17 protein-coding genes are annotated in these 18,173 nt (G+C 73.8%); 6 read left to right on the top strand and 11 right to left on the bottom strand.

From position 1 onward, the window contains the following. Positions 1-260: 260 nt before the first annotated feature. Complete coding sequence (locus K304_RS29035; protein ID WP_051308454.1) at positions 261-1,859, top strand: AI-2E family transporter; 1,599 nt, start codon at positions 261-263, stop codon at positions 1,857-1,859. Positions 1,860-1,922: 63 nt separating this feature from the next. Here the strand turns inward: K304_RS29035 and K304_RS0114245 are convergent, their stop codons facing one another. The 8 genes from K304_RS0114245 to K304_RS0114210 all read right to left on the bottom strand — a co-directional run bounded on the left by K304_RS0114245 (position 1,923) and on the right by K304_RS0114210 (position 10,010). Next, a complete protein-coding gene (locus K304_RS0114245) occupies positions 1,923-2,186 on the bottom strand; it encodes a hypothetical protein (RefSeq protein ID WP_027764289.1) in 264 nt (87 codons plus the stop codon). Further along, positions 2,183-3,130, bottom strand: coding sequence for an SPFH domain-containing protein (locus tag K304_RS0114240; protein ID WP_027764288.1), 948 nt, complete (start codon positions 3,128-3,130; stop codon positions 2,183-2,185). Before K304_RS0114240 ends, K304_RS0114245 begins: the two co-directional genes overlap by 4 nt. Before the next feature lie 108 nt (positions 3,131-3,238). After that, positions 3,239-5,659 carry an FtsX-like permease family protein gene (locus tag K304_RS0114235; protein WP_078529093.1) on the bottom strand — a complete coding sequence of 807 codons (2,421 nt, stop codon included), beginning with the start codon at positions 5,657-5,659 and terminating at the stop codon, positions 3,239-3,241. Then, positions 5,656-6,357 (bottom strand): ABC transporter ATP-binding protein, encoded by a 702-nt coding sequence (locus K304_RS0114230; RefSeq protein ID WP_027764286.1) that lies wholly within the window; start codon positions 6,355-6,357, stop codon positions 5,656-5,658. Before K304_RS0114230 ends, K304_RS0114235 begins: the two co-directional genes overlap by 4 nt. After that, complete coding sequence (locus tag K304_RS0114225) at positions 6,354-6,878, bottom strand: PadR family transcriptional regulator (protein ID WP_027764285.1); 525 nt, start codon at positions 6,876-6,878, stop codon at positions 6,354-6,356. Before K304_RS0114225 ends, K304_RS0114230 begins: the two co-directional genes overlap by 4 nt. Before the next feature lie 117 nt (positions 6,879-6,995). Beyond that, positions 6,996-8,441 carry a catalase gene (locus tag K304_RS0114220; protein WP_027764284.1) on the bottom strand — a complete coding sequence of 482 codons (1,446 nt, stop codon included), beginning with the start codon at positions 8,439-8,441 and terminating at the stop codon, positions 6,996-6,998. Between the two features lie 248 nt (positions 8,442-8,689). After that, a complete protein-coding gene (locus tag K304_RS0114215; RefSeq protein WP_486591662.1) occupies positions 8,690-9,661 on the bottom strand; it encodes a hydrogen peroxide-inducible genes activator in 972 nt (323 codons plus the stop codon). Positions 9,662-9,773: 112 nt separating this feature from the next. Beyond that, positions 9,774-10,010: a chaplin gene (locus tag K304_RS0114210; RefSeq protein ID WP_027764282.1), complete on the bottom strand. Its 237-nt coding sequence runs from the start codon at positions 10,008-10,010 to the stop codon at positions 9,774-9,776. Between the two features lie 234 nt (positions 10,011-10,244). On the opposite strand from K304_RS0114210, the gene K304_RS29030 reads away from it, so the two are divergent. Then, positions 10,245-11,225 (top strand): ScbA/BarX family gamma-butyrolactone biosynthesis protein, encoded by a 981-nt coding sequence (locus tag K304_RS29030; protein WP_051308453.1) that lies wholly within the window; start codon positions 10,245-10,247, stop codon positions 11,223-11,225. A gap of 101 nt (positions 11,226-11,326) precedes the next feature. On the opposite strand, the gene K304_RS0114200 is transcribed toward K304_RS29030, so the two are convergent. Further along, a complete protein-coding gene (locus K304_RS0114200; RefSeq protein WP_027764281.1) occupies positions 11,327-12,184 on the bottom strand; it encodes an NAD(P)H-binding protein in 858 nt (285 codons plus the stop codon). A gap of 119 nt (positions 12,185-12,303) precedes the next feature. Here K304_RS0114200 and K304_RS32165 point away from each other — a divergent pair, with 119 nt between their 5' ends. Continuing rightward, positions 12,304-12,951 (top strand): ScbR family autoregulator-binding transcription factor, encoded by a 648-nt coding sequence (locus K304_RS32165; protein ID WP_078529091.1) that lies wholly within the window; start codon positions 12,304-12,306, stop codon positions 12,949-12,951. Here the strand turns inward: K304_RS32165 and K304_RS29025 are convergent. After that, complete coding sequence (locus tag K304_RS29025) at positions 12,843-14,480, bottom strand: FAD-dependent monooxygenase (protein WP_486591661.1); 1,638 nt, start codon at positions 14,478-14,480, stop codon at positions 12,843-12,845. The genes K304_RS32165 and K304_RS29025 overlap by 109 nt on opposite strands. A gap of 429 nt (positions 14,481-14,909) precedes the next feature. Here K304_RS29025 and K304_RS0114185 point away from each other — a divergent pair, with 429 nt between their 5' ends. Genes K304_RS0114185 through K304_RS29015 form a run of 3 tightly spaced genes read left to right on the top strand, consistent with a single transcriptional unit; the run spans position 14,910 to position 17,316 of the window. Further along, complete coding sequence (locus tag K304_RS0114185) at positions 14,910-15,740, top strand: AfsR/SARP family transcriptional regulator (protein WP_027764279.1); 831 nt, start codon at positions 14,910-14,912, stop codon at positions 15,738-15,740. Between the two features lie 47 nt (positions 15,741-15,787). Continuing rightward, entirely contained in the window at positions 15,788-16,426 is a 639-nt protein-coding gene (locus K304_RS29020; protein ID WP_051308452.1) for a ScbR family autoregulator-binding transcription factor, read from the top strand. Next, the gene (locus tag K304_RS29015; protein WP_051308451.1) at positions 16,423-17,316 is read left to right on the top strand and encodes a 4'-phosphopantetheinyl transferase superfamily protein; all 894 of its coding nucleotides are present in this window, start codon (positions 16,423-16,425) and stop codon (positions 17,314-17,316) included. Before K304_RS29020 ends, K304_RS29015 begins: the two co-directional genes overlap by 4 nt. 67 nt (positions 17,317-17,383) lie before the next feature. Here the strand turns inward: K304_RS29015 and K304_RS29010 are convergent, their stop codons facing one another. Beyond that, positions 17,384-18,130, bottom strand: a complete 747-nt coding sequence (locus K304_RS29010) for an alpha/beta fold hydrolase (protein ID WP_051308450.1) — start codon at positions 18,128-18,130, stop codon at positions 17,384-17,386. Positions 18,131-18,173: the final 43 nt, after the last annotated feature.

The raw sequence follows: 18,173 nt of genomic DNA, 5'->3' as shown, positions 1-18,173 counted from the left end.
GCCGCGGCCCTGAGTCACCCGCTCCGGCGGAGGAGCGTTCCGGGTCGCCGCAGTACGCACCGCCGCAGCACGCATGACTGCCCCTGACCGGGATACTGGTCAGGGGCAGCTGCATGTGCGGGGAGTGACCACGGTGGCGTGGGGGACGGAAGGCAACCTTCCGCGCCGGTAACGTCGTCCCCCACACGACGAGCAGGCGCGCAGCGCGGGCGACCGCACGGGCACACGGGACACGGGACCCACGGGGGGCGGAGGACGGGATGGAACGGGAACGCAGGGTCGACAGGTTCCTGGACGGCGTGCAGAAGTGGGCCGCCCGCGCCGCCGAGCGCCGGGCGCGGGCCACCATGGACGACCCGGCGCTCTCCGGGCCCCGTGGGTCCGGTTCCGGGCCGGGCGGCGGTTCGGGCTCGGGGCCGGGTCCGGGGCCGGGTTCGGGCTACTCCGGTTCCGGGGACGACGGCGAGCAGGACCCGCGCCGCTACCCGGCACCGCCCTCCTACGCACCGGCCGTCGTGGCCAAGCCGGAGCCGGCCGCCGCGATCCCGTGGGGCATGCGGGTGGCGGCCGAGGCCGGCTGGCGGCTGCTCGTCCTGGCCGGCGTCATCTGGGTGCTCACCAAGGTCGTCAGCGCCGTCAGCCTGCTGATCATCGCGTTCTCCGCGGGCCTGCTGATCACCGCGCTGCTCCAGCCCACGGTGGCCCGGCTGCGCCGGCTGGGCGTCGCCCGGGGTCTGGCGACCCTGCTCACGTTCATCATGGGCACCGTCTTCATCGGCCTCATCGGCTGGTTCGTCGCCTGGCAGATCATGGAGAACCTGCCGACCCTGACCGAGCGCATCCAGGACGGCATCGAAGAGCTCAAGCGGTGGGCCGTCAACGGTCCCTTCCACGTCTCCGAGGACCAGGTCAACAACATCGCCGGCACGGTCAGCGACTGGATCGGCGACAACAGCAAGACCATCACCAGCGCGAGCCTCACCGGTGTGACCGTGGTGCTGGAGTTCTTCTCCGGCGCGCTGCTGGCCATGTTCGTGACGCTGTTCCTGCTGTACGACGGCCGCCGGGTGTGGGACTGGACCCTCAACTTCGTCCCCGCCGCCGCGCGGGAGGGCGTCGCCGGAGCCGGTCCGCGGGCGTGGGTCACCCTCACCGGGTACGTGCGGGGCACGGTGATCGTCGCTCTGATCGACGGTCTCTTCATCGGCATCGGCCTCTACTTCCTCGACGTGCCGATGGCGGTGCCGCTCGCCGTGCTGATCTTCCTCTTCTCCTTCGTGCCCATCGTGGGTGCCGTGACCTCCGGTGCGCTGGCGGTTCTGGTCGCGCTGGTCACGAACGGCCTGTTCACGTCGCTGCTCGTGCTCGCGGTGGTGCTGGCCGTCCAGCAGATCGAGAGCCACATCCTGCAGCCCTTCATCCTGGGCCGGCTGGTGCGGGTGCACCCGCTGGGCGTGGTCCTGTCCGTCACCGCGGGCGGCCTCATCGCCGGCATCCCCGGCGCCGTGGTGGCCGTGCCGCTGGTCGCGGTGACCAACACGGCCGTCGGCTACCTGCGGGCGTACGCGCACGAGCAGGCGGTGCGGCGCTCCACGGAGGGGCGGGGTCCGGGACCGTACGGCGCGACGGTCGCGTCGGTCGCGCCCACGTCCGCGCCGTCGGCGTCGACGAGCGCCGCGGGACCGGCCGAGCCGGCGACCGCGCCCCCCGCACCGGAGCAGCGGGACATCGCCGACGACGCGGCGGACGCCGCCCCCGGCGCCCCCGGTGCCTCCGGCGAGGGGAACGGCGCCGACGGGAACGGCCCCGGCGGCAGCGGGAACGGCCCCGGCACCGGCAGCGAAGCGCCGCCGCGCTGACCCTCCCGCCTCCGGGCCGCCGCACCGGCACCCTGGTGCGGCCGTCGCGGCGGGCGGCGCGGGTCAGGAGTCGGAGGACGGGCGGCCGCGGCGGGGGTGGGGCCGGGCGTCGCGGGGCAGCCGCCCCGCCGCGCGCAGCGCCTCCCGCAGCAGGTAGTCGATCTGCGCGTTCGTGGAGCGCAGTTCGTGCGCCGCCCAGCGCGCCAGCGCGTCGTGCATCGCCGGGTCCAGGCGCAGCAGCACCTGCTTGCGCTGCTGCGCCCGCCGCTTCGGGGGCCGTGCACCCTCGTCGTCGTCGTCGTCGGCGGCGCCGCCGTCGGCGGTCACTGGTGGAGTGTCCCGGTGTTCAGCACGGGCTGCGGGGACCGGTCGCCGCACAGCACGACGAGCAGGTTGCTCACCATGGCCGCCTTGCGCTCCTCGTCGAGTTCCACGAAGTCCTGCGCCGCGATCCGGCTCACCGCGTCCTCGACCATGCCGCATGCGCCGTCGACGATGGTCTTCCGTGCCGCGACCACCGCGCCGGCCTGCTGCCGCTGGAGCATCGCGGAGGCGATCTCCGGGGCGTAGGCGAGGTGGGTGAAGCGGGACTCGATGATGGTGACGCCCGCCGCCTGCACGCGCGCGGTCAGCTCGACGGCGAGCTTCTCGGTGATCTCCTCGGCGTTGCCGCGCAGCGACAGCGCGTCCTCGTCGTGGGCGTCGTACGGGTACTCGATGGCGATGTGCCGGACGGCGGCCTCGGTCTGGGTGGAGACGAACTCGACGTAGTCGTCCACCTCGAAGGTGGCCTGCGCGGTGTCCGCGACCTGCCACACGACGACCGCGGCCAGCTCGATCGGGTTGCCGTAGGCGTCGTTGACCTTGAGCACGGCGGTCTCGTGGTTGCGGACGCGGGTGGAGATCTTGGTGCGGGTGGTCAGCGGGTTGACCCAGCGCAGGCCGTCGGCGCGGATGGTGCCGGTGTAGCGGCCGAAGAACTGCACCACGCGCGCTTCGCCGGGGGCGACCATGTTGAGGCCGGCCATGGCGAAGACGGAGCCGATCAGCAGCACGATGCCGATGATCAGGAGCGGTGCGCCGACGCCCGCGGTCCCGTTGCCGATGAGGGTGCCGCCGAGGGCGATGCCGCCCGCGCCGAGCAGGAAGCCGACGAGGCCGAAGAGGAGCGCGAGGCCGCCGCCGATGCTGTGTGCGGCCCTCTCCCGCACCTGGGGTGCCGGCATGTCGGGCAGTTCGTCGGGCTGGGCGGTCATGTCGTGGTCGGGCATGGAGGTTCCCCCGTTTCGCATTCGGTGCTGGTCTAGCAAAGTGATATCACTTTAAGGGACGGCGGCGGTCCGGTCCAGCCCCCCGTGCCGGCCCGGACCGCCGCCCGTTCACTCCGTGCGCAGGCCGTCCGGCCGCATCAGCCGCCACAGCACCGGCAGGCTCAGCAGGGTCACCACGACGATCAGCGCACCGCCGAGCCCGGTCATCGCCCCCAGCGCCGCCCCGTCGACGCCCATCGGCAGGCCGGCGATCCGCAGCAGCACCGCGCCGAGCCCGGCACCGGTGAGGGCCGCGAGTGCGAGGCCCAGCAGGACGGGGAGCGCGGTCTGCCAGAGCACCGACCAGGCGAGCGTCGAGCGCCGGGTGCCGAAGGCGACCAGCACCGACAACAGCCGCTTGCGCTCCCGGAGTTGTTCCAGCACCGAGACGATCATGCTGGCGCCGATCAGGACCAGGATCCCCACCGCGCCCACGTACAGGCCGCGCTGGATCATCTCGAGTTCGCGGCTGGTGTTCTCCGAGGTGAGGTCCATGACGTACGGGTCTGGCCCCACGGCGGCGACCGCGTTGCGCACGTACTCCCGGGCCTCCGGTTCGCCCGGGTCCAGGCGGACGAACAGCGCGGCGGTGGCGGACGGGAACCGCCCGGCGTCCAAGGCCCCGGGCGTCGCCAGCACCCCTTCGGTGAGCCACCCCGACGGGTCCTCGAGGGTCTTCACCGTGCGGGCGTCCTCGGGCACGGTCCAGATGCCGGGGTCCGGCTCCGTGCGCTTCCGGCCGTCCTCCTGAGCCGGGTTGTCGAGGTCGAGCCGCGTGCCCGGCTCGACGTCCAGGGTGTACGAGGAGTGCTGTTCGCGGGCAGGAGCGAGGAACACGTCTCCGTTCTCGCAGGAGGGCAGCGGCGCCAGCCGTCGCAGGGTGGCGCAGTCGGCGACGTTGACGCCGACCCAGGGTGAGTCGTCCGGGTTCTCGCCCGCCTCGAACACGTAGCCGCGGGTGACGCCCCAGGCGTCCCGCACGCCCCGGGCGTCCGCCAGCCGGGCGGCGAAGGCGTCCGCACCGCCCACGGCGGAGGGGTCCGCGTGCACGGCCATCTGGGCGCGCGTGGGGTCCTGCCCGGTCTCCCGCGTCTCCTGTTCGGCGACGGAGCCGAGAAGGCCGGCCAGGGCGATCGAACCGGCCACCGCGACGGTGATGCCGCTGACCGCGCGGGCCGCCGTGCCGCTGTCGAGCTGGAGCCGGCGCACCGCGAGCTGGAACGGCAGACGGCCGCCGTGCAGGCGCCGTACCGCGAACTCCACGAGCCACGGCAGCAGCGCCGTGACGCCCACCAGGATCAGCACGATGCCGCCCGCCACCATCGCGGTCTCGAGTTGTCCGCCCTCCTCGGCGAAGTCGCCGAACAGCGGGACGAGCAGGGCGAGTCCGAGCGCCGGCGGGATCAGCCGCCACCACAGGCGGCGTCGCCGCGGCTCCGACCTGCGCACCACTCCCAGCGGCTCGATCACCACGCCGCGCAGCGCCAGCAGCGTCACCAGCACCGCGCAGCCGGGGACGGCCAGCGCGATGAGCACGGTGATCAACGGGTCGGGCACCACGTCGGAGGTGAAGACGCTCAGCTCCTGCATGCGCAGCCCGCTGAGGGCGGGGCGCAGGGCCAGGAAGCCCGCGGTGCCGACGGCGAGGCCGAGCAGCGCGGCCGCTCCGGCCTCGCCCGCAGCGATACGGCGGGTCGCCCGGCCGTCGGTGCCGACCAGGCGCAGTGCGGCGAGTCTCCGGTCGCGCCGTTCGGTGCCGAACCGTACGGCGGCTGCCATGAAGGCGCCCACGGGCAGCAGCAGCACCACGCAGATCACCACGATGAGCAGCAGCAGGACCGGGTGCAGCGGTTCGGGCGGGCCCACGACGTCGAACCGGTCGATGCGGTAGGCGTTGTCCACCTCGGCCAGTTCGTCGCTGCCCGCGTAGTAGGTGAGTTCGCCGGGGCCGGCCAGGCCCTCCTTGGTGACGGTGCCGACGATCTCGTACGGCAGCCGCTCCTGGAGCAGCGCGCCGTCGGGCGAGTCGAGCAGGTCGTGCAGCGCGGGGGAGGCCAGCATCTCGCCGGGGCCGGGCAACGCATCGATGCCCGGCGGCACCGGCGGCCGGTCGCCCTCGGGCTGGAGGATGCGCCCGCGCACCCGTTCGCCGTGGTAGGTGGTGTCGGTGGTGAGCTGGAGCGCCGACCGGTCGGACTTCTGGATCGCCGCCCCGCCCGGGGTGAAGCCGTAGTTCTCGCGGGCGTCGGTGCGTGCCTCGCGGGCACCGATCATGTTCGGCACGGACGCCGCCACCAGCAGCACCGTCACCCCGAGGCCGACGCCGAACGCCGTGAGCACGGTGCGCGCCCAGCCCTCGCGTCCGCCGCCGACCGCGAAGCGGGCGCCCATGGCGAGGTCCGCGGCCCAGCGGCGCAGCGTGCCGGGCTGTGGACGGTCCCGGTCCGCTTCGGGGGCCGGCGGGGGCGGGGCGAGTGTCGTCCGGGTCATCGGGTCGCACCCGCCAGGTCCTGTGCCCGTCCGTCCCGCACGACGACCTCGCGGTCGGCATAGGCGGCGACCCGCGACTCGTGGGTGACCAGCACGACGGCGGCGTTCGTGTCCCGTGCGGCGTCGGTGAGCAGCTCCATGACGTGCTCGCCGTTGAGCGAGTCGAGCGCGCCGGTCGGCTCGTCGGCGAACACCACCCGGGGGGTGCCGACCAGCGCGCGGGCGATGGCCACGCGCTGACCCTGGCCGCCGGAGACCTGGCCGGGACGGTGGTGGCGGACGTCCGCGACCTCCAGCCGCTCCAGCCACTCGACGGCGCGCGCCTCCGCCTGCTTGCGGCCGGTGCCGGTCAGCCGCAGCGGCAGGGCGACGTTCTCCGCGCAGGTCAGCTCCGGCACGAGCTGGCCGAACTGGAAGACGAAGCCGAAGTCGGAGCGGCGCAGGGCGCTGCGGCGGGCGTCGGACAGCCCGGAGAGGTCCTGGCCGCGGTAGCGGACCGAGCCCGCGTCGGGCGGCACGATGCCGGCCAGGCAGTGCAGCAGGGTGGACTTGCCGGAGCCGGAGGGCCCCATCACGGCGACGACCTCGCCGGCGTGCAGCGAGAAGTCCGCGCCGGCGAGGGCGGGCGTGGTGCCGTAGGTCTTGTGCAGGCCGGTGGCGGTGAGCAGGGCGTGCGCCGTCGTGGCGTGCTCGGTCATGACCGCACCTCCGTGGCGAGCTTGTCGAGCCGGGCGGCGGCGAGTTCGAGCCAGCGCAGGTCGGCCTCCAGGTGGAACAGGGCGTGGTCGCAGATCAGCTGGTCCGCGAGGTCGCCCTCGCGCTTGCGGCGGGTGAGTTCCCGCATCAGCCGCAGGTGCTCGGTGCGCTGTACGTCCAGGAGGTGGGCGGCGTCCCGGCCGGTGAGCAGCGAGAGCACGACCTTGCTGTAGAGCACGCTCTGCAGGTACGGCTCGGGCTTCTCCGGGCGGCCGAGCCACGTGTCGACGTCGGTGACCCCGGCGTCGGTGATGGCGTAGCGCTTGCGGTCCGGACCTTCGCCCGCCTCTATCCCCTCGACCTCGACGAGGCCGTTCTTGAGCAGCCGGGACATGGTCGAGTAGACCTGCCCGTAGTGCAGCTGCCGGTCGTGACCGAAGCGCTCGTCGAAGGCGCGCTTGAGGTCGTAACCGTGACGTGGCCCGGACTCCAGAAGGCCGAGCAGAGTGTGACTGATGGACATGGCCGGGACTGTACACCATGTGTATACACGCGATGTATACCCGGGGAGAGCCGTGGCCCCCGTCCGGACGGGCCGGTGGACGGGGGCCGTGGCGGTGGTGTGACGCGGCGGCGCGGGTCAGCCGCCGTTGACGGCGGTGGCGATCCGGTCGCCGACGTTCTTGTCGATGTTGCGCCAGTACTGCAGCGCGCGGTCCAGCACCGGACGGCTCACCCCGTCGAGCAGGTGTCCGGTGACGTTGCCCACCAGGCGGTCGCGGGCGGCGTCGTCCAGCACCTGCCGGACCATGGTCCCGGGCTGCCCCCAGTCGTCGTCCTCGCTGCGCAGCGTGTACGCCTCGCGGACCATCTCGCCCGCCGTGGCCCAGCCGGCCGGCTCGCCGAACCGCGCGGTGTCCGCCTCCGGGCCGCCGTAGGAGTTGGGCGCGTACGGCCGGGCGGTGTTCGGCGGCTCGTAGCGCATCGGACCGTCCTTCGCGTACGACCGCACCGGCGCGTGCGCGCGGTTGGGCGGCAGCTGGGCGTAGTTCGGCCCGATCCGGTAGCGGTGCGTGTCGGGGTACGAGAAGAGCCGTCCCAGCAGCATCTTGTCCGGCGACGGACCGATGCCCGGCACCAGGTTCGCCGGCTCGAACGCCGCCTGCTCGATGTGGACGAAGTAGTCCTCCGGGTTCCGGTTCAGCGTCATCCGGCCGACCTCGATCAGCGGGTAGTCGCCGTGCGGCCACACCTTGGTCAGGTCGAACGGGTTGAACCGGTAGTCCGGCGCGTCGTCGAACGGCATGACCTGCACGTACATCGTCCAGGCCGGATCCTCGCCCCGCTCGATGGCGTCGAAGAGGTCCCGCCGGTGGAAGTCGCCGTCCTCGCCGGCGAGCCGGTCCGCCTCCTCCTGGGGCAGGAAGTCGATGCCCTGGTCGGTCTTGAAGTGGTACTTGACCCAGAAGCGCTCGCCGCCGCCGTTGACCCACAGGTAGGTGTGCGAGCTGTACCCGTTCATGTGGCGCCAGGAGCGCGGGACGCCCCGGTCGCCCATCAGCCAGGTGACCTGGTGCGCCGACTCCGGGGAGAGCGTCCAGAAGTCCCACTGCATGTCGTGGTCGCGCAGCCCGTTGTCCGGGCGGCGCTTCTGGCTGCGGATGAAGTCCTGGAACTTCGACGGGTCGCGCACGAAGAACACCGGGGTGTTGTTGCCGACCATGTCGTAGTTGCCGTGCTCGGTGTAGAACTTCAGCGCGAAGCCACGCGGGTCCCGCCAGGTGTCCGGGCTGCCCTGTTCGCCCGCGACGGTGGAGAACCGGGCCAGCATCCCGGTCCGGCGTCCCGGCTGGAAGAGGTCCGCCTTGGTGTACTGGCTGACGTCGTTCGTCACCTCGAAGACGCCGTACGCACCGCCGCCCTTGGCGTGCACCACCCGCTCGGGGACCCGCTCCCGGTTGAACTGGGCCATCTTCTCGATCAGGTAGTGATCCTGGAGCAGGATCGGTCCGTCGGGGCCGACGGTCAGCGAGTGCGCGTCGCTCTCCACCGGGATGCCCGCGTTGTTGGTCGTGTAGCCGGTCATGAAACCTCTCCCGTCCCGCGTGACTGTGCGGTTCTCCATGCGGATCCGGCCCTTCCACTCCGGCGCCGCGGGCAACCCGTCCGTCCGCCGTTCGGCGGTGGTCCGGGCGCCGGACGCGGAGTGTGCGGGACCGGCGTGCCGCCGGGTACCCCGTCACCGCGCACGGGTCACGTCCCGTCCGGCTCCGGCGGGTGTGAAGGCGCGGGGCGGCGCGCGGAGGCGTCGCGGCTGCGCCGGTCGGGCGTCCGTCAGCCCTGGGCCGGGCGCACCGGCAGCTCGGACAGTGCCTCGCGCAGCGCGTCCGCGAAGGCGGCGAACTCCTCGCCGCGGGCCGCGCCGCCGCGCATGGCCAGCACGATCCGCCGGTACGGGGCCGGCTCGGCGAAGTCGCCCGTCGCCAGCTGCTCGCTTCGCCCGGTCTCCAGGCGGACGGCCGTGCGCGGCAGCAGGGTGACGCCCATGCCGCCGGCGACCAGCTGCACCAGCGTGGACAGCCCGGCCGCGCTGGTGGTCAGCGAACCGCCGGGCGACCGGCCGGCCTCGCGGCAGACGTCCAGGGTCTGGTCCCGCAGGCAGTGACCCTCGTCCAGCAGCAGCAGATCCAGCTCGCGCAGCGCGCTGCGCGGCACGTCGCGCTGCCCGGCGTACGCGTGCGTCTGCGGGGTGACCAGTACGAAGTCCTCGTCGAAGAGCGGGATCTCGGTCACCCCGGCGGTGGTGAGCGGGGCAGCGAGCAGCAGCACGTCCAGCCGCCCCCCGACGAGTCCGTCCAGCAGCGAGGCGGTCTGCTCCTCGTGCACCTGGAGGTCCAGCGCCGGGTACCGCTCGTGCACCAGGCGCAGCACGGTCGGCAGCAGGTAGGGGGCGCAGGTGGGGATGACCCCCAGCCGCAGCACGCCGGTGAAGGGTGCGCGGGCGGCCTCCGCCTCGTCCAGCAGTTCGGCGAAGCACTCCAGCACCCGGTGGGTGCGTGCGGCGAGCCGTTCACCGGCGGGGGAGAGGGGGACCTTCCGGGTGGTGCGCTCCAGCAGCTGGACGCCCAGGGACTCCTCCAGCGCGGCGACGGCGCCGGAGAGGGCCGGCTGGCTCATGCCGATGGCGGCCGCGGCGTCGCGGAAGTGCAGATGCTCCGCGACGGCGGCGAACGCGCGGAGCTGGGACAGAGTGGGCCGGCGGGGGGCGCCGCGCCTGGGCGAAGTGATCTCGGGCCTCCGGTACACGGCTTCCGGTCGGTCTGGAGCCGATGCTAACCGGGGCCGGTCCGTGCGTCCTCCGTGCGGCCGGAGGGGGCGGGCCCTGGCCCGCCCCCCTCGGCGCTCACCCGGTACGGCGTCAGTCGTTGACGCAGGCGTTGCCGAACGTCGGGTTGAGGGCGCCGACCAGGTTGAGGCTGTTCCCGCACGCGTTGACCGGCACGTGGATCGGCAGCTGGACGACGTTGCCGGAGAGCAGGCCCGGCGAGTTGGCGGCCGCGCCGCGCGCGATGCTGTCGGCGGAGGCGGTGCCCGTGGCGCCCAGGACGCCGACGGCGGCGAGGGCGACGGCGGCGAGCGAGGTACGAACGCGCATGGTGACTCCTTTGTGTAGTGGAGGGGTCGCAGAGAGCCACAGCTTAGGCGTGGCGGGTCCGTGCGCCGGAGATCCTCGGTGTAGTGGCGTGCCGCTCTTCACCTGCGCCGAGAAGAGATCGGATCGGGGGAACCCAGGGGTGCCCGCAACGGCCTAGAAATAAAACCGGTTGGTAGGTATCTTCGGCAGAGTCTCCGCACACACGCTCCCTCTCACCGTCACCGGGAGGAAAGAATGAGCACGCCCACGCTGTCCGCCGACCTCGGCCCCGCGGCCACCCAGCACCCCTTCGCCACCCCGCCGGGCGACCTCTTCCCGTCGCTCACCACGACCGTGCCGCGCGAGTTCGTGCACCGGGCGGCGGTCGCGGAGGTCATGCTCACCGGCTGGCACGGAACCGGCGACGAGGCGCGATTCCGGGTGACGGCGCAGTGGCCGCGCGGTCACAGTTTCTTCAGTCCCGTGTCGGACCACCACGACCCGTTGATCGCCGCCGAGACCATCCGGCAGGCCGGCTCCCTCCTCGCCCACGCCGTCTTCGGCGTCCCCTTCGGCCGCCACTTCCTGATGTGGGAACTCGCCTTCGACACCGAGCCGGGCGAACTGCGGGTCGGCGGCGCGCCGGCGGCCCTCGACATCGACGTGACCTGCACCGACGTCCAGAAGCGCGGCGACGACCTGACCGGCATGCGCTACGAGACGGTCGTCCGCCGGGACGGCCGCACGGCGGTGACCGGCGCCGCCTCGTTCACCTGCATCACGCCGGCGGTCTACCGCCGCCTGCGCAAGGGGCGGCACGACCCCGCCGGGATACGTCCGCTGCCGCTGACCGCGCCGGTGCCGCCGCAGAGCGTCGGGCGCCTGTCGCCCACCGACGTGGTGCTCTCGCCCGGGGGTGCGCCGCACCGCTGGCGGCTGAGAGTCGACACCGGCCATCCCGTGCTCTTCGACCACCCGGTCGACCACGTGCCGGGCATGCTGCTGATGGAGGCCGCCCGGCAGGCGTCGGCAGCCGTCCTGGGCCGCCCCGGGTTCCGCCCGGTGGGCGTCCGTACGGAGTTCGACCGGTACGCCGAACTCGACCAGCCGTGTGTGATCGCCGCCCGGCGCCTGCCGCGAGGGGTGGCGGGCGAGGAACGGGTCGAGGTCACCGGAGAACAGGACGGGGTGCCGGTTTTCCGCTCCACCGTGCTGGCCCGGCCTGGCCGGCGCTGAGCCCGGCCGCCGGGCGGCCCCGGCGCCGAATGCGGCGCCGGCACCGGCCGCGGCGCCCGGGCGGGCCGTGGGGCCGGCCCGGTGGTCCCACGACCGCCCGCTCAGGCCGGCCCTGCCTTGGTGAAGAGGTGGGCGTGATCCCGCGCCCATACGGCGAACGGCCGCGCCGTACGGCCGGTCACCCGGCGCACGATGTCCGTGACGGCGGCCTTGGCCCCGTCCCGCTGTCGCCGTGCGCTCTCCAGCAGCGCCACTGCCGCCCGCTCGCCGTGGCGCGCCGTGAGCGAGGCGCGGGCCTGCTCCTCGGTCAGCTCCTCGCACCGCAGGTCCCGGCCCACGACGCGGCCGAGCTGCTCCACCTGCTCCAGGGCGGTGACGGCGCGGGGGCCGGTCAGGGTGTAGGCGCGCCCGCGATGGCCGTCCCCGGTGAGGGCGCGGACCGCCACGGCGGCGACGTCGCGGGGATCCACGCAGGAGTGGGGCGCGGCGCCGTACAGCGCGGACACCACCCCGCGGGCGCGCAGGGAGGGCGCCCAGGAGAGCGTGTTCGACATGAAGGCGCGCGGCCGGAGCAGGGTCCACGCGGGGCCGGCGGCGCGCAGCAGCTCCTCGCTCTCCCGCTGCCGCCGGGTGACGGCGTCCCGGGCGCCTGGGTCCTCGACGGCGGCGGCGGAGAGCTTCACCACGTGGGCGACGCCCGTCTCGCGCGCGGCGCGCAGGAACACCTCGTCGTGGTCGTCGGCGAGCGGGTGGGTGACGAGCAGGGTGCGGTGCACCCCGCGCAGCGCCTCGCGCAGCGACGGCGGGTCCGCGAAGTCGCCGACCACGACCTGGGCGGCGGGGGTGGCGACGGACACGCGTGCCGCGTCCCTGGTCAGCAGGCGTACGGGAGTGTGCGGGGGAAGCAGGCGGGCGACCTCGCGCCCTACGGTCCCGGTCGCCCCGGTCACGAGGATCACGAGTTCCTCCTTCCGTACCCGGCGGTCGCGGCCTGCGGCCGCGACGGGCTCGGGTTGTAAGATACGTACCAGACGGTTTTTGGTCGGGTGCGGGCACACGGTTGGGTGAGTGAGCAGAAGTGGTCAAGCAGGACCGGGCGATCCGGACGCGCGCCACCATCCTGACGGCGGCGGCGGAGGTCTTCGAGGGGCGCGGCTACCAGGCGGCCACCATCACGGAGATCCTCGCCGCAGCGGGCGTCACCAAGGGCGCGCTGTATTTCCACTTCCAGTCCAAGGAGGAGCTGGCGCATGGGGTGCTCGCCGCGCAGGACCAGGAACTCCAGGTGCCCGAGCGCCAGTCCAAGGTCCAGCAGCTGGTCGACGTGATCGTGCTGCACGCGCACCGCCTCCGTACCGACCCGATGGTGCGGGCCGGGGTGCGCCTCTCCCTCGACCAGCAGGCGAAGGGCCTCGACCGCAGCGGCCCGTTCCGGCGCTGGCAGCGGATAGTGGAGGAACTCCTCGCCAAGGCCGCCGTCCAGGGCGAACTCCTGCCGCACGTGAAGCCCGGGGAGAGCGCGGAGGTCCTGGTGGGCTCCTTCGCCGGCATCCAGGCGATGTCGGAGACGGTCAGCGGTTACGACGACCTGCCGGACCGGATCTGCGCGCTGCTGCGTCACCTCCTGCCCAACCTGGTGCTGGCCTCGGTGCTCGCCGCGGTGGACCTCTCCCCGGGGCGCGGCCCCGAGGTGTTCGAGGAACTGAGCCGGGGCCGCGCCGGATAGCCCTCGCCCGCCCGCCGCGCGGCTGCCCCGTCCCTCTCGCCGAGGTACCGGGTCAGCACGTCGCGCAGCGGGCCGTCCTCCGGTGTCCAGGCGATGTAGCCGTCCGGGCGCAGCAGCAGGGCCGGGCACGTCAGATCCCCCTCGGCGCACCGCACCACGCGCAGCGCCGGTTCCCAGGTGCGGGCCGTGTGTGCGTACTCCTCCGGTGCCGTGCCGGAGAGCAGCAGCAGGGGTACGCCCGCGCGCAGCAGCGCCACCACGTCCGTCGGGCCGTCCGGCGTCGTGACGGGGGTGTTGGGCAGGAAACGTCCCTGCCACCGGGAGTCCCGCCCGGCCGACGGGTGCACGGTGTCCTGGGCGCTGATCATCGCGCCGAGGTAGCCGTGGCCGTGCCCGGAGTCCAGCAGTCCGGCGATCAGCTCCCGCACCGGGTCCAGCCGGGGGTCGGGACGCATCAGGGCCACCTGGGCGCGGGTGTTGTCGATGACCCGTCGTGCCGCCGGGCGGCGTTCCTCGTCGTAGCTGTCGAGCAGTCCCGCGCCGGCCGTGCCGCGCAGCGCGAGGGCGAGTTTCCAGCCGAGGTTGAGCGCGTCGAGCAGGCCGGTGCTCAGCCCCTGGCCGCCGATGGGGAAGTGCACGTGGGCGGCGTCCCCGGCCAGGAACACCCGACCCGCGCGGTAGCCGTCCGCGAGACGGGAGAAGTCGTTGAACCTGCCGAGCCAGCGCGGGTCGGCCATCTCCACGGTGCGGCCGGCGATCCAGCCGGCCACCCGGCCGAACTCCTCCACGGTGACCGGGACGTGCCGGTCCTCGCAGGGCCGGGCGGCGGTGACGGTGCGCACGTGCGACATGCCGTCGGGGATGTCCTTGACGACCAGCCAGCCGCGGGACGTGGGGTGCCACCCGGCGGGGGGCCGCCACGGTCCGGTGAGGCGCACCAGGCCGGTGAGCGCGGAGACGGTCGTGGGGAAGAAGGCCGAGGTGATGCCCGCGCGGGCCCGGACGAGACTGCGGGCGCCGTCGGCGCCGACGGCGTACCGGGCGGTGCGGGTGCGGGTGCCCGAGGCGCCCGTGACCCGCACCCGGACGCCGTGGGAGTTCTGCCGCACGTCGGTCACCGCGTGCTCGCGGTGCAGCCGCACCCCGGCCGCGCACGCACGCTCCCCGAACATCCGCTCCAGCGCGGCCTGCGGGACCTTCACCAACGGGTGCGGTTCGGAGGCCGGCGCGGTGATGGACAGGCCGGGCATGCCGGCGAAGTGGAAGGGCGCGCTGACGGTGTCGCCCGGGTGCCCGGCGTGCGATGCGGGCGGCGATGCGGGCGGTGCGGCGCCCAGGGAGTAGCCGCGCCGGGCGAGGCACTGGGCCGTCCTGGCGTGCAGTGTGGTCGCTCTGGGTCTCTCCGAGATGCCGCCCGCGGACTCGAAGACCAGCGTGTCGACGCCGCGTTCCGCGAGTTCCGCGGCGACGAGCATGCCGACGGGCCCTCCTCCGACGACGATGACCTCTGCGTCCGTCTGCTCGCCCACCCTGGCGTCCCTTCCTGTCGGCCGGCCCGAGCCCTGGGGAGCCGAAAATATACCGGTCGGCCGGTTCAGGCAACGGGTCGTCAGCTCGTGCCGTGGGGGCGTCGACGTCCCGGGGGGCTGGCCCTCCAGAAACCGACCGGATGCCCTTCCTCCGCCGTGAGGCGCGGTGGTGACGGATCCTCCGTTCGTCCGCTCGCCTGGTGGCGGTGAGGGGGTGGCGTGCCCCCGGGAGCCCGGCGGAGGAGGGGAGCACCTGCGGAAACGGGGAGGGGTAGTCCTCGGGAGAACTGATGTGCCCGGATTTAAAAACAGGACGGACGGTTTGATATTGACAAACCGTCCGTCCTGTTTTTAACTGCGTGATGTCGAGAGCCGGCCCGCGAGCCCGACAAACGACCACCGGCTCACTCTCTGAGATAGGGGACAGCCATGGACATCTCCGTACTGGGCGCGCTCGAGGTGAGACTGAACGACGTCTCGATCGCCCCGACCGCGCCCAAGCCGCGGCAGGTCCTGGCGATGCTGGCCCTGCACGCCGACCGGGTGGTGCCCATCGCCTCGCTCATCGAAGAGCTGTGGGGGGAGCATCCACCGCGCAGCGCCCGCACCACCATGCAGACCTACGTCCTGCAGCTGCGCGAGATGATCGCCCCCGCCCTGGAGCGGACCGGCCACGAGGGCTCCCGCCCCCGCGACGCCAAGGACGTGCTGGTGACCTCCCCCGGCGGCTACCTGCTGGCCGGCGCCGACGGCACCAGCGACGTCCGGGAGTTCGAACGTCTCGCGACCGCGGGCTACCGCGCGGCGGACGCGGGGGACGTCCCCGGCTGCGCCCGGCGGCTGCGCGCGGCCCTGGAGCTGTGGACCGGACCCGCCCTCGCCGACGTGCAGACCGGCCCGCTGCTGGAGATGGAGATCCGCCGGCTGGAGGAGAGCCGGCTGTGCGCCCTGGATCAGCGCTTCGACGCCGACCTCCGCCTCGGCCGCCACCGTGAACTGCTCGGCGAACTCAGCATGCTGGTGCGCCGCTACCGCACCCACGAGAACCTGCACAGGCAGCTCATGCTGGCCCTGCGCCGCTCGGGTCGGCGCAGCGAGGCGCTGGACGTGTACCGCCGCCTGCGTCACGCGCTCGTGCGGGAGCGGGGCCTGGAGCCCTCGCTGTCCCTGCGCCGCCTGCAGCAGTCGATCCTGGCGAGCGAACCCGTCCTCGAGCCCGCGGGTGCCCTGGCCGGCGACCGTCGCGTTCCGCTCGGGTGACAGCCCTCGCCGCACCGCTCACCCGAGGAAAAGAGGGGAATCCCGCAATGCAGGAGAGGTCGGAGCAGACCCGGCGCAGACTGGTACGCGCCGGAGCGGAGATGTTCGACCGCAACGGCTACGCCAGCGCGACGCTCGGCCGCATCGCCGAATCGGCCGGGATGTCGAAGGGGGCGCTGTACTTCCACTTCGCCTCCAAGGACGGGCTCGCCGACGCCGTGCAGGAGCAGGGCCGCGAGATGCTGAGCGCCCTGGTGGCGAGCCAGCGCAGCGCCGGGCTGAGGCCCGTCCAGGCGCTGATCGACATGACGCACTGGCTGGTGACCGCGCTGTACGAGGACCCGGTGATGCGCGCGGCGTTCCGGATCACCAACGAGTGCACCTGGCGGCAGCCGCCGGTCGTCGATTTCTACCGGGTGTGGATCACCGAGGTGCAGCGACTGGTGCGAGCGGCCCGGGAGTCCGGCGACATGCCCGACGCCGCGGACGAGGACGGGCCGGAGGTGCTGCTGTCCGTGGTGGTGTGCGGCATCGAGGCGCTGCACGGCACCGGCCTGGCGCACCCGAACCTGGCCGGCCGCGTGGCCGCACTGTGGGAGGCGCTGCTGCCGGCCCTGGTGCCGGAGGAGCAGATCGGCCGTTACCGCACCGGCTGTGACCCCGCCGACTTCGTGCCGGTCACGTGACCGCCGGTGCAGGCACCCGCGGCGGGGCGACCGTCCCTGCGGCGGACGGCGACGCGGGCGACGGTGAGGTCACCGGGCCGGTGCGGCTGTGGCACTGCACCGGTGGCGCGCTCTCCGCGCGCCACGCCTCGGTGCTCGCCATGCGCTGGCTGGACGCGGACGAACGCCGGACCGCCGCCCGCTTCCACCTCGATGCCGACCGCCGCCAGTTCGTCGTGGCCCACCTGCTGGTGCGGCGCGTCCTGGCGCAGGAGACCGGCGTCCCGGAGGCGGCGGCCACCCTCCGCCGCACGCCGTACGGCCGGCCGTACCTGGACGCTTCCCGCCCGGCCGGTCCCGGCTGTCTGGACTTCAACCTCTCCCACACACGCGGCCACAACCTGCTGGGCGTCGTCCGCGGCGGCCGGATCGGCGTGGATGTCGAACGGCTGGACCGGAGCGCGGCGCACGACCTCGGCGGCCTGGACAGAGCCTTCACGCCGTCCGAGCGGCAGTGGGTCGCCGGCGCCGCGACGACGGGTGAAAGCGGCCGCCGCGCGCTGCGCCTGTGGACGCTGAAGGAGGCCTACGCCAAGGCGCGCGGTCTCGGACTCGGTCTCGCCTTCGACTCCTTCGCCTTCTCCCTCGCCGACGACACCGGGGTGACGGCCTTCCGCCCGCCACCCGACGACCCACAGGGGCCGTGGCGCTTCGCCGAACTGGAGCCGGTACCCGGCCTGCAGGCCGCCGTGGCGGTGCTTCCCGCACCCGCGAGGGGACCCGCACTCGCGTCCGGGCGGGCGCCCGCCGCGCCGCTGGCGCTGCACCTCCACCTGCACGACTTCCCCTGGGGCGGCCGGACCGGCGCCGGCCGCGCCCTCCCGCTGCCCGCCGCCCCGCCGCTGCCGTAGCGCCGGCCCCCGCCCACGCCACGTCCGGGCCCATGTCCGGGCCCACGCCACGTCCGGGTCCGGGGCGTCAGCCGGTGACCGGTGCGGCCGTCCGGAGGCCTTCGGCCGGGGACAGCGCCCGGTGGACGTCCTCGACGAGCTGCCGGAGCAGCGGAGCGGGGTCGGGCTGGAAGTAGAAGTGGCCGCCCTCGAACAGGCGCAGCCCCAGGAAGCGGTCCGCCCGGTCCGCCCAGCCCGCCAGCCGTTCCGGCGGGGCCACGGTGTCGTCCCTGCCGCCGAACACCGACAGCGGCACGGGCATCGGCGCGCTCTCCGGGCGCGGGCGCCAGGTCTCCACCAGGCGCAGGTCGTTGCGGATGACCGGGGCGAACAGCTCCCAGACGTCGCGGTTCTCCAGGATGGCGCCCGGTGTGCCCCCCATGGCGGCGAGCTCGCGGCGGAGCTCGGCGTCGGAGAGCAGGTGCCGCCGCGTGCCCTCGCCCTGCGCCCGGGGCATGCCCCGGGCGGACAGCCCCAGCCAGCGGGGCGGCAGGCGGTCGTCGTCCAGCAGGCGGCGCGTCAGCTCGTACGCGATCAGCCCGCCCATGCTGTGGCCGAAGAAGGCGTAGTCGCCGTCGAGTTCGGGCCCGAGGTACTCCAGGAAGTGGTCCACCAGGCGCTCTGCGTCGCCGATCGGGGTCAGGTCCGACCGCAGGCCGCGGCCCGGTGCGTCCACCAGCCGCACGTCCCACGAGGACGGCAGCAGCGCGGGCCAGCCACGGTAGGGGAGTTGCGAGCCACCGGCGTGGTGGAAGACGAACAGGCGCAGTTCCATGAGGGCTTCCGTCGGTTCGCGGTCGCGGGCGGTCTCCCGCGCT

Source organism: Streptomyces sp. CNS606, assembly GCF_000426325.1.
The sequence above is the reverse complement of the archived record's forward strand: the minus strand, read 5'-3'. Positions and strand labels throughout refer to the sequence as shown.

Excerpts from the sequence above, each read along its gene's own strand:
- K304_RS29035 (WP_051308454.1), top strand. The coding sequence starts at position 261 with ATGGAACGGGAACGCAGGGTCGACAGGTTCCTGGACGGCGTGCAGAAG.
- K304_RS0114240 (WP_027764288.1), bottom strand. The coding sequence starts at position 3,130 with ATGCCCGACCACGACATGACCGCCCAGCCCGACGAACTGCCCGACATG.
- K304_RS0114235 (WP_078529093.1), bottom strand. The coding sequence starts at position 5,659 with ATGACCCGGACGACACTCGCCCCGCCCCCGCCGGCCCCCGAAGCGGAC.
- K304_RS0114230 (WP_027764286.1), bottom strand. The coding sequence starts at position 6,357 with ATGACCGAGCACGCCACGACGGCGCACGCCCTGCTCACCGCCACCGGC.
- K304_RS0114225 (WP_027764285.1), bottom strand. The coding sequence starts at position 6,878 with ATGTCCATCAGTCACACTCTGCTCGGCCTTCTGGAGTCCGGGCCACGT.
- K304_RS0114220 (WP_027764284.1), bottom strand. The coding sequence starts at position 8,441 with ATGACCGGCTACACGACCAACAACGCGGGCATCCCGGTGGAGAGCGAC.
- K304_RS0114210 (WP_027764282.1), bottom strand. The coding sequence starts at position 10,010 with ATGCGCGTTCGTACCTCGCTCGCCGCCGTCGCCCTCGCCGCCGTCGGC.
- K304_RS29030 (WP_051308453.1), top strand. The coding sequence starts at position 10,245 with ATGAGCACGCCCACGCTGTCCGCCGACCTCGGCCCCGCGGCCACCCAG.
- K304_RS0114185 (WP_027764279.1), top strand. The coding sequence starts at position 14,910 with ATGGACATCTCCGTACTGGGCGCGCTCGAGGTGAGACTGAACGACGTC.
- K304_RS29020 (WP_051308452.1), top strand. The coding sequence starts at position 15,788 with ATGCAGGAGAGGTCGGAGCAGACCCGGCGCAGACTGGTACGCGCCGGA.
- K304_RS29010 (WP_051308450.1), bottom strand. The coding sequence starts at position 18,130 with ATGGAACTGCGCCTGTTCGTCTTCCACCACGCCGGTGGCTCGCAACTC.